This is a genomic window from Sphingopyxis sp. (assembly GCF_019459305.1).
GTDB lineage: Bacteria > Pseudomonadota > Alphaproteobacteria > Sphingomonadales > Sphingomonadaceae > Sphingopyxis.
On record NZ_JAIBES010000013.1, the window covers coordinates 1 to 2,548 of the forward strand.

Annotated in this window: 4 protein-coding genes; all 4 read right to left on the minus strand. The window is 63.8% G+C overall.

What is annotated here, in order from left to right:
- Positions 1-43 precede the first annotated feature (43 nt).
- Positions 44-598 carry a ribosome recycling factor gene (gene frr / locus K0M74_RS01220; RefSeq protein WP_088439419.1) on the minus strand — a complete coding sequence of 185 codons (555 nt, stop codon included), beginning with the start codon at positions 596-598 and terminating at the stop codon, positions 44-46.
- A gap of 29 nt (positions 599-627) precedes the next feature.
- On the minus strand, positions 628-1,359 hold the full coding sequence (gene pyrH / locus K0M74_RS01225; RefSeq protein WP_293967102.1) for a UMP kinase: 732 nt from the start codon (positions 1,357-1,359) through the stop codon (positions 628-630).
- 116 nt (positions 1,360-1,475) lie between these two features.
- Entirely contained in the window at positions 1,476-2,402 is a 927-nt protein-coding gene (gene tsf, locus K0M74_RS01230) for a translation elongation factor Ts (RefSeq protein ID WP_088439423.1), read from the minus strand.
- Positions 2,342-2,548: YcaO-like family protein (locus tag K0M74_RS01235; RefSeq protein WP_293967106.1), on the minus strand; the 207-nt coding region annotated here is incomplete at its 5' end. The genes K0M74_RS01235 and tsf, both read right to left, overlap by 61 nt.

A 2,548-nucleotide genomic window follows, 5' to 3' on the forward strand; every position in this document is an offset into this window, starting at 1 on the left:
CTTCGCTCGACACGAACGGAAGAGAGGTAAGCGCCGGAAAGCACTAGCCCAGGATTTCCTTTTCCTTCGCGGTCGCCGCGGCGTCGAGTTCGGCAATCGTGGCGTCGGTCAGCTTCTGAACCTCGGTTTCGTGGCGCTTGCGCTCGTCCTCGCTGATTTCCTTCTTGTTCTCGTCAGCCTTCAGATTGTCCATGCCGTCGCGGCGGACGTTGCGCACCGCGATGCGCGCCGCTTCGGCATATTTGCCAGCGAGCTTCGACAGCTCCTTGCGCCGTTCCTGCGTCATTTCGGGGATCGGCAGGCGCAGCATCTGGCCATCGACGATCGGGTTGAGCCCCAGCCCTGCCGAACGGATCGCCTTGTCGACCGGGCCGACATTCGATTTGTCCCACACCTGCACCGTCAGCATCCGCGCTTCGGGCGCGCTGACCGAGGCGACCTGATTCAGCGGCATGTGGCTGCCATAGACCTCGACCGTCACCGGATCGAGCAGCGCGGTGTGTGCGCGGCCGGTACGCAGGCCCGACAGGTCGTTTTTCAGCGCTTCAACCGCGCCGTGCATCCGGCGTTCCAGGTCGGCCTTGTCATATTTCGCCATCGTCTCTTCCTCTTCTATGCTTGGCGCGTTCAGGCGTTGCCGGGGGCGTCGGCCACGACGGTCGAAACCCCCTCGCCCGCGAGCACACGGGCCAGATTTCCCGCTTCGCGAATGTTGAACACGACGATCGGGATATGGTTGTCGCGGCACAGCGCCACCGCGCTTGCATCCATCACCTTCAGATTGTCGGCGAGCACGCGGTCGTAGCTCAGCGTATCATAACGAACCGCCGACTTATCCTTTTTGGGATCGGCGTTATACACGCCATCGACACTGGTACCTTTGAGCAGCGCGTCGCACTTCATTTCGGCAGCGCGCAGCGCGGCGCCGCTGTCGGTGGTGAAATAAGGCGCGCCGACACCCGCAGCGAAGATCACCACGCGGCCTTTTTCGAGGTGGCGTTCGGCGCGGCGGCGGATCACCGGCTCGCACACCTTGTCCATCTCGATCGCCGACTGGACGCGCGTTTCGACGCCGAGCTGCTCGAGCGCATTCTGCATCGCCAGCGCGTTCATCACGGTGGCGAGCATGCCCATATAGTCGGCCTGCGCCCGGTCCATGCCCTTGGCGGCGCCCGCCATGCCGCGGAAGATATTGCCGCCGCCGATGACGAGGCAGATTTCAAGCCCGCGTTCCTTGGCTTCCTTGACCTCGGCCGCCATGGTGGCGACAGTGTCAGGATCGATGCCGAAAGGAGTCGAGCCCATCAACGCTTCGCCCGACAATTTCAGCAAGATGCGTTTCATGCCGGCCAGTGCCATGATCGGGGGAACCTCTTTCAACCACTTGATAAGCGAATGGCGCGCACCCTAGTCAGAGTACGCGCCATTGCCAAGCGGACTGCCGCGCCTTGCGCGCAGCAACTCCGCGTTTTGTTTTAGACGCCAGCGACCGCTGCGACTTCTGCCGCGAAATCGCTTTCTTCCTTCTCGATGCCTTCGCCGAGCTGGAAGCGGGTGAAGCCCTTGAGCGTGATCGTCGCGCCGACGTCCTTGCCGGCTGCTGCAACGACTTCGGCGACCGGGGTCTTGCCGTCCATCACGAACAGCTGCGACAGCAGCGCGTTTTCCTTGCGGAACTTGGCGATACCGCCGTCGACCATTTTCGACACGATGTCGGCGGGCTTGCCCGACTGAGCTGCCTTTTCCTCGGCGATCGCGCGTTCGCGGGCGACGAGTTCGGGATCGAGATCGTCGCCGTTCAGCGCCAGCGGGTTCGCGGCGGCGACGTGCATCGCCAGCTGCTTGCCCAGCGGTTCGAGGACATCGGCACCAGCCGTCGATTCGAGCGCGACGAGCACGCCGATCTTGCCCATGCCGGGAGCGGCAGCGTTGTGGACATAGGCAGTGACGACGCCCGAGTTCACCGACATGATGGCCGAACGACGCAGCGACTGGTTTTCACCGATCGTGGCGATGTTCTGGGTCAGCGCTTCGGTGACGGTGCCGCCAGCCGGATAGGCGGCAGCGCCGAGCGCGTCGATGTCGGTCAGGTTGCCGGCGAGCGCGACTTGGGTCACGTCGCGAACGAAGCCCTGGAACTGTTCGTTCTTGGCAACGAAGTCGGTTTCGCTGTTGACTTCGACCATCGCGCCGCGCGTGCCGTCAGTGGCGACGCCAACCAGGCCTTCAGCGGCAACGCGGCCAGCCTTTTTGGCGGCCGCGGCGAGACCCTTGGTGCGCAGCCAGTCGATCGATGCTTCGATGTCGCCGCCATTTTCGGCGAGCGCCTTTTTGCAATCCATCATGCCGGCGCCGGTGCGGTCGCGCAGTTCCTTGACGAGAGCGGCCGTAATTTCAGCCATGGGTGATCCTTTCCAATGTGGGGCGGCCCGGTGGACGGGACCGCTGCGCCGCACGCGTGGCGGCGCGCTTCCTTCAGCGTGTTGCCGGCCGACATGCCGTTGCTGACGTAGAGGTTGCCGATGAGGTTGACCGGGAAGTACACGGT

Coding starts and splice junctions, on each gene's coding strand:
- tsf (WP_088439423.1), bottom strand. CDS start 2,402: ATGGCTGAAATTACGGCCGCTCTCGTCAAGGAACTGCGCGACCGCACC.
- pyrH (WP_293967102.1), bottom strand. CDS start 1,359: ATGGCACTGGCCGGCATGAAACGCATCTTGCTGAAATTGTCGGGCGAA.
- frr (WP_088439419.1), bottom strand. CDS start 598: ATGGCGAAATATGACAAGGCCGACCTGGAACGCCGGATGCACGGCGCG.